A 559-nucleotide genomic window follows, 5' to 3' on the forward strand; every position below is an offset into this window, starting at 1 on the left:
TCAACCATCGCCCGGCGAACGTCAATTGCTTTTGCCGTTCCGCTATAAAGCAAAACGGCGGCGGATTGTGGTTTTTCGGGCAACGTTTGTGGCAATCTGTTTGTCTTTTCGGGTAATGTTTCCATGTTAATAATCATCTTTCAAATACTCAATAGCCCCGGCAACGTTCAATCTTTGCGTTGGGGCTTTGTATTCGGGTTTCAAATGCAACTTTTTCTTTTCGACGTCCCCCCGTATGAAATTGCGGACGGTCGCCAACCAACCGTTTTTAGTGCGCTTCATATTCTTTTGGTCGCTCCAATCGCTAACCGAATGAAAGTAATAAACCAAATCGACCTTTTCAAATTCCGGTGTCGCAAACTTACTTTCAAACTCTGAATAATCCACGCCAACGCCGTTTTCAAATTTAACCATTTTGTAAACGTCGGAATTACAGAATAACGTTTTTTTCTCCTTTGGTTCCTCAACCTTTTGTTCTTCCGGGAATAATTCCCCGACAACATTGTTGTTGGGGGTATTCTCATTATCATTTATTGTATTATCTATATTATTATTATTA

General features: G+C 40.8%; 1 protein-coding gene. It reads right to left on the reverse strand.

Annotated elements, in window-relative coordinates; translation table 11 throughout:
• Positions 1-126: 126 nt before the first annotated feature.
• Positions 127-559: hypothetical protein (locus ACFFUV_RS23770; protein WP_390198480.1), on the reverse strand; the 433-nt coding region annotated here is incomplete at its 5' end.

Origin of the sequence: Vibrio olivae (genome assembly GCF_042428525.1) — a bacterium.
GTDB lineage: Bacteria > Pseudomonadota > Gammaproteobacteria > Enterobacterales > Vibrionaceae > Vibrio > Vibrio olivae.